General features: G+C 72.5%; 7 protein-coding genes. 5 read left to right on the forward strand and 2 right to left on the reverse strand.

Annotation, left to right across the window (positions count from 1 at the left end; translation table 11 throughout):
• Window positions 1–306, reverse strand: a 306-nt coding sequence (locus tag AB0H87_RS37975; RefSeq protein ID WP_360157392.1) for an ABATE domain-containing protein, incomplete at its 3' end; no start/stop codon positions are given.
• A gap of 43 nt (window positions 307–349) precedes the next feature.
• Here AB0H87_RS37975 and AB0H87_RS37980 point away from each other — a divergent pair.
• Window positions 350–763 carry a RidA family protein gene (locus tag AB0H87_RS37980; protein WP_360157395.1) on the forward strand — a complete coding sequence of 138 codons (414 nt, stop codon included), beginning with the start codon at window positions 350–352 and terminating at the stop codon, window positions 761–763.
• 49 nt (window positions 764–812) lie between these two features.
• Here AB0H87_RS37980 and AB0H87_RS37985 read toward each other — a convergent pair whose 3' ends face one another.
• Window positions 813–1,700, reverse strand: coding sequence for a DUF5996 family protein (locus tag AB0H87_RS37985; protein WP_360157398.1), 888 nt, complete (start codon window positions 1,698–1,700; stop codon window positions 813–815).
• A 70-nt stretch (window positions 1,701–1,770) separates the two neighbouring features.
• Here AB0H87_RS37985 and AB0H87_RS37990 point away from each other — a divergent pair, with 70 nt between their 5' ends.
• The 4 genes from AB0H87_RS37990 to AB0H87_RS38005 are packed head-to-tail and all read left to right on the forward strand — an operon-like array spanning window position 1,771 to window position 4,937.
• Window positions 1,771–2,532, forward strand: a complete 762-nt coding sequence (locus AB0H87_RS37990; RefSeq protein WP_360157401.1) for an SDR family NAD(P)-dependent oxidoreductase — start codon at window positions 1,771–1,773, stop codon at window positions 2,530–2,532.
• A 2-nt stretch (window positions 2,533–2,534) separates the two neighbouring features.
• Window positions 2,535–3,767, forward strand: coding sequence for a four-carbon acid sugar kinase family protein (locus AB0H87_RS37995; protein ID WP_360157404.1), 1,233 nt, complete (start codon window positions 2,535–2,537; stop codon window positions 3,765–3,767).
• A 35-nt stretch (window positions 3,768–3,802) separates the two neighbouring features.
• Window positions 3,803–4,615 (forward strand): SAM-dependent methyltransferase, encoded by an 813-nt coding sequence (locus AB0H87_RS38000; RefSeq protein ID WP_360157407.1) that lies wholly within the window; start codon window positions 3,803–3,805, stop codon window positions 4,613–4,615.
• A gap of 43 nt (window positions 4,616–4,658) precedes the next feature.
• Window positions 4,659–4,937: a metalloregulator ArsR/SmtB family transcription factor gene (locus AB0H87_RS38005; RefSeq protein ID WP_360157410.1), complete on the forward strand. Its 279-nt coding sequence runs from the start codon at window positions 4,659–4,661 to the stop codon at window positions 4,935–4,937.
• Window positions 4,938–4,955 lie beyond the last annotated feature (18 nt).

The following is a 4,955-nucleotide window of genomic DNA, read 5'->3' on the forward strand; positions in this document are numbered from 1 at the left end:
GTTGATCGTCTCGACCGCCGGCCCGGGTAGCGGGCGACCGTCCGCCTGCGCGTGTGCCGCGTCCCAGATCGCCTGGCGGAGCGCCTTGGCGGCGCGCAGTTCCGGGATCGTGATCGGCGTCGTGACCACCACGGACAGCGGCGGCTCGGCCAGCCAGCCCGCCAGGTCCGCCGGCTCGTGCAAGGACTCGAACACGGCGTACTGCCCCTCGCCGCCCGAGTGCGCGAAATCCAGGCAGACCGCGCCCGCGTCGAACCAGAACGAGCCCCCTTTCGGGTCGTCCAGGCGCCGTCCGGTTGCGCTCACGACACCACTATAACTAGTGTCGGGACTGTAACCGCTATAACCGGTGTCAAAGACGGAGGGGCACATCATGGGCGTACGGCACGTCAACCCGGAGGGAATGCACCGCAGCCCGGCGTTCAGCCAGGCGGTCGTGGTGGAGCAGCCGACCAAGACGATCTACATCGGCGGGCAGAACGGTGTCGGCGCCGACGGCAAGGTGGTCGGTCCCACGATGGCCGAGCAGGCCAGGCAGGCGTTCCGCAACCTCGCCACCATCCTGGAGAGCGAGGGCGCGACCCTGGCCAACATCGTGCACTGGCGGATCGCCACGGTCGCCGGCCAGTCGTTCGACGAGGGTGTCGCGGCGTTCCAGGAGGTGTGGAACCGGGCCGACCCGCCGCCCGCGATCACCGTGCACGTCGTCGCCAACCTCGGCCCGGAGTTCCTCGTGGAGATCGACGCCGTCGCCGTCGTGTGACGAGATCCTTGTTCCTCCGCCGTTTCCGGCAGCGTCGACTGCCGACGGCTCAGGCGGGCCAGGTGCCCGACGTGGTCGCGGCCCGGTACGTGGTGCGCAGGAACTCCAGCAGCATCGCGTCCGGGTCGGCGGCCGCCCGCACCGTGGCGTAGGGCAGCACGAACTCGCCCAGGTCGCCGTCGTACCAGGCACGGGCGCCGGGCGGCTGGTCGCGGAAGCCCTCCGGCTCCGGGTAGGCGTAGGAGTAGAAGACGCCCTCCTCCGCCCCGCCGGGCCAGTAGCCGGCGCTGGACACCTCGTCGCAGTACGCCTCCCACATGACCCGGTCCGGGCAGTTCGGGATGCCGCCCGGGTGCTGCGGCGCCGGGCGGCCGGAGAACCGCGTCACCGCCAGGTCGAACGCGCCCCAGAAGAAGTGCACCGGGCTCGCCTTCCCGCGGAACTCGGCGCGGAAACCGGCGAAGACGCGGTCCGCCGACACCAGCGAACGCCAGAACGCGTGCATGGCGGCCGGGTCGTACGAGTCGTGCGCCTCGTCCTCGTCGAACGGCACCACGTCGGGCAGCTCGACCGGCATCTTGTTGATCCGCACGTCGATGCCGAGGTCGCCGAGGTGCCTGCGGTACTCGGCGAAGAAGTCGGCGACGCTGCGCGGCTCGAACCGCATGCGCCGGGTCGCACCCGCCGTCGTGCGGATGTCCAGCGCGTGCTCGACGAAGTCGAAGGCGACCTCGACGCCGCCGTCGCCGTACGGCATCAACGAGGTCGTCAGGCCCGTGCCGGTCACGTAGAGGGTGACGTTCCACCAGTGGTTGGCGGGCGGGGCGAGGGCCAGCCGGGTCTTGCCGACGATCTGGGTCCACAGGTGCACCGTGTCGCGCGTGGGCTGCCAGGCCGAGACCGGAAGCGCTGGCCAGCCGGTGGCTACTGCTTCCATACCCACGACCCTATCCGCAGCCACGGGTGCTGCACGGGCACTACGGCCGGAGCGGGGGCAGAATGAGGCGGTGGGCCCCGATGCCGGCACCATCCTGATCACGGGCGGCGGCTCCCGGCGCGGCATCGGTCGCGCCACCGCCCTGCGCTTCGCGGGGCTCGGCCACGCGGTGGCCGTGCTCGACATCGACGCGGCCGGTGCCGCCGACACGGCCCGCGATGCCGCCGCGGCCGGCAGCCCGGCGGTGTTCTCGGCACACGTCGACGTGACCGACCAGGCATCCGTCGCCGCGGCCGTCGGTGCCGCGCAGGCCGCACTGCCGCCGGTGACGGTGCTCGCGAACATCGCCGGCATCACCGCGCCCACCCGCTTCGAGGACATCACGCTCGCCGAGTGGGAACGCGTCTTCGCGGTCAACGTGCGCGGCACGTTCCTGGTCACCCAGGCGGTGCTGCCCGGGATGCGCGCCCGCGGCCACGGCCGGATCGTCAACCTGTCGTCGGTCTCGGCCCAGCGCGGCGGCGGTGTCTTCGGCGCCTCGCACTACTCCGCCAGCAAGGCCGCGATCCTCGGCCTGACCAGGACGCTCGCCCGGGAGCTCGGCGACACGGGCGTCACGGTCAACGCGGTCGCACCGAGCCTCGTGGACACCGACATCTTCGCCGGTGCGCTGAGCGCGGAACGCAAGGCCGAGCTGGCGGGCACGACGCTCCTCGGTCGCCTGGCCACGCCCGACGACGTGGCCGGGGTGATCGCGTTCCTGGCCTCACCGGACGCGTCCTACCTGACCGGCGCGACGATCGACGTCAACGGCGGATCGCACCTCCACTGACGATGCTGACCGCGGTCCTGGACGACGACCCCACCGGCACCCAGTCGGCGACGGGGGCGACGGTGCTCCTGCGCTGGGACACGGCGGCGATCGTGGCGGCCCTGCGCGACCGGCCGTCGGTCTACCTGCAGACCAACTCGCGCGCCCTGGCCCGGCCGGACGCCGTGGCGCTGGCCCGCCGCATCCGCGCCGAGCTGCGGGCCGCGGCGGTCGCGCTCGGCCGCCCGGTCCTGCCGGTGCTCCGCGGCGACTCGACCCTGCGCGGCCACGTGTTCGCGGAGTCGGACGTGTTCGCCGGCGCCGGCGGCTGTGTGCTGTTCGTGCCGGCGTTCCCGGAGGGCGGCCGCACCACGGTCGGTGGCGTGCACCGGGCGGAGATCGACGGGGTGGACACCCCCGTCGGCGAGACCGAGTTCGCCCGCGACCCCGTCTTCGGCTTCCGCAGCTCGAACCTCGTCGGGTACGTCCGCGAGAAGGGCGACCGCCGTGGCATCCCGGTGCCGCTGGACGCACTCCGCGCAAGCGGGGGAGACGCGGTGGCGGCAGCCCTCGTGTCCGCCGGCCCGGGCGAGTTCGTCGTGCCCGACGCCCGGACCGACGCGGACATCTCGCTCATCCACAATGGACTCGGATCCGCCCTCGCCGCCCGCGACGACATCGTGGTCCGGTGCGCCGCGCCACTGGCGGCGATCTGTGCGGGTTGCCGAAGCACCGGCTACCTCGAGCGTCCGGTGGCGACGAGCCGCCCCGGGATCATGGTCGTCTGTGGCTCGCACACCGCCGCGGCCACCGCCCAACTGACGGCCCTGCTGGACAGCCTCGGCGCGACGGTCGTGGAAGTGCCGACCGACGCGGCCCTCGCGGACCCGGAAGCGGCGGGCCGCGCGGCGGCGGCCCAGGTGCGGCACCGGCTTCAGACGTCCGGCATCGCCGTGCTCAGCACCGAACGCGTCCGGCGCCCGGAGCACGATTCCCTGGTCCACGGCGAGGCGGTCATGCGGGCGCTGGCGGCGGCGGTCGCGGGCGCCGAGGCCGGCACCGTCGTCACCAAGGGTGGGATCACCTCCGCCGAGGTCGCCCGGACCGCGCTGCGCGCGACCCGGGCACGGGTGCGCGGACAGCTCGCGGCGGGGATCTCGGTGTGGGACCACGACGACGGGACGGTCCAGGTGGTCGTACCGGGCAATGTGGGGGGTCGGGAGACCTTGGTGGACGCCATCGACCGACTAGCATGACTGCGTCCGCCAGGGTGACGAGGAGGCCGAGCGCGATGACCGACGAGACTGCCGCGCCGCATCTGCAGGCCGACCGACCGCATCCGGCCCGGGTCTACGACTACCTGTTGGGCGGCAAGGACAACTTCGCGGCCGACCGCGCCGCCGCCGAGGCCGGCATGCGGGCCAACCCCCACAGCAGGATCCCGCCCCGCGAGAACCGCGCGTTCCTGCGCCGCGTCGTGCGTCATCTCGCCGCCGAGGCCGGCATCCGCCAGTTCCTCGACATCGGCACCGGCATCCCGACGTCACCCAACGTCCATGAGGTCGCCCAGGCCGTCACGCCCGAGGCGCGGGTCGTCTACGTCGACAACGACCCGATGGTGCTCGCCCACGCCCGGGCCCTGCTCAGCGGCAGCGTGCAGGGGCGCACCGAATACCTCGACGCCGACCTGCGCGACGTCGACAAGCTGCTCGCGTCGCCGGCACTGCGCGCCACCATCGACCTCGACCAGCCGGTCGGTCTCCTGCTCATCGCGATCATGCATTTCGTCGGTGACGACGACGACCCGTACGCCATCGTCGCGCGCCTCCTCGACGCGTTGCCGTCGGGCAGCTACCTGGCCCTGTCCCACCTCACCGGCGACTTCGACCCGGCCGCGTGGGAGGGCGTCGCGGCGGTCTACCGGCGCAGCGGCGTGACCATGCAGGTCCGCGCCAAGCCCGCGATCGAGCGGTTCTTCGACGGCCTCGACCTGGTCGACCCGGGCGTGCAGGTGCTGCCGGCCTGGCGGCCCGACGCCGGCGCCGGCGCACCGCCGACCGACACCCAGGTCTCCGTCTACGGGGGACTCGCCCGGAAGCCGTAGTGCCCTTGACAGGCAAGTGGTTACTTGCATAACGTTCTGTGATGTGGGCGACGTCTTCAAGGCTCTGGCCGACCCGACGCGCCGCGCGATCCTCGACGAGCTGACCGACCGCGACGGGCAGACGCTCTTCGAGATCTGCGCGCGCCTGGTGAACAAGCACGGGCTCGGCTCGTCACGCCAGGCGATCTCGCAGCACCTCGACGTCCTGGCGGAAGCGGGCCTGCTCGAAACCCGGCGCGAGGGCCGTTACAAGTTCCATCACATCGACACGACGCCGCTGGAACCCATCGTCGAGCGGTGGCTGAGGAAGGGATCACGATGAGGATCAACATCGCCAGCG

The sequence above is a fragment of the Asanoa sp. NPDC050611 genome (assembly GCF_040654855.1).
Taxonomy (GTDB): domain Bacteria; phylum Actinomycetota; class Actinomycetes; order Mycobacteriales; family Micromonosporaceae; genus Asanoa.

Excerpts from the sequence above, each read along its gene's own strand:
- AB0H87_RS37985 (WP_360157398.1), bottom strand. The coding sequence starts at position 1,700 with ATGGAAGCAGTAGCCACCGGCTGGCCAGCGCTTCCGGTCTCGGCCTGG.
- AB0H87_RS37995 (WP_360157404.1), top strand. The coding sequence starts at position 2,535 with ATGCTGACCGCGGTCCTGGACGACGACCCCACCGGCACCCAGTCGGCG.
- AB0H87_RS38000 (WP_360157407.1), top strand. The coding sequence starts at position 3,803 with ATGACCGACGAGACTGCCGCGCCGCATCTGCAGGCCGACCGACCGCAT.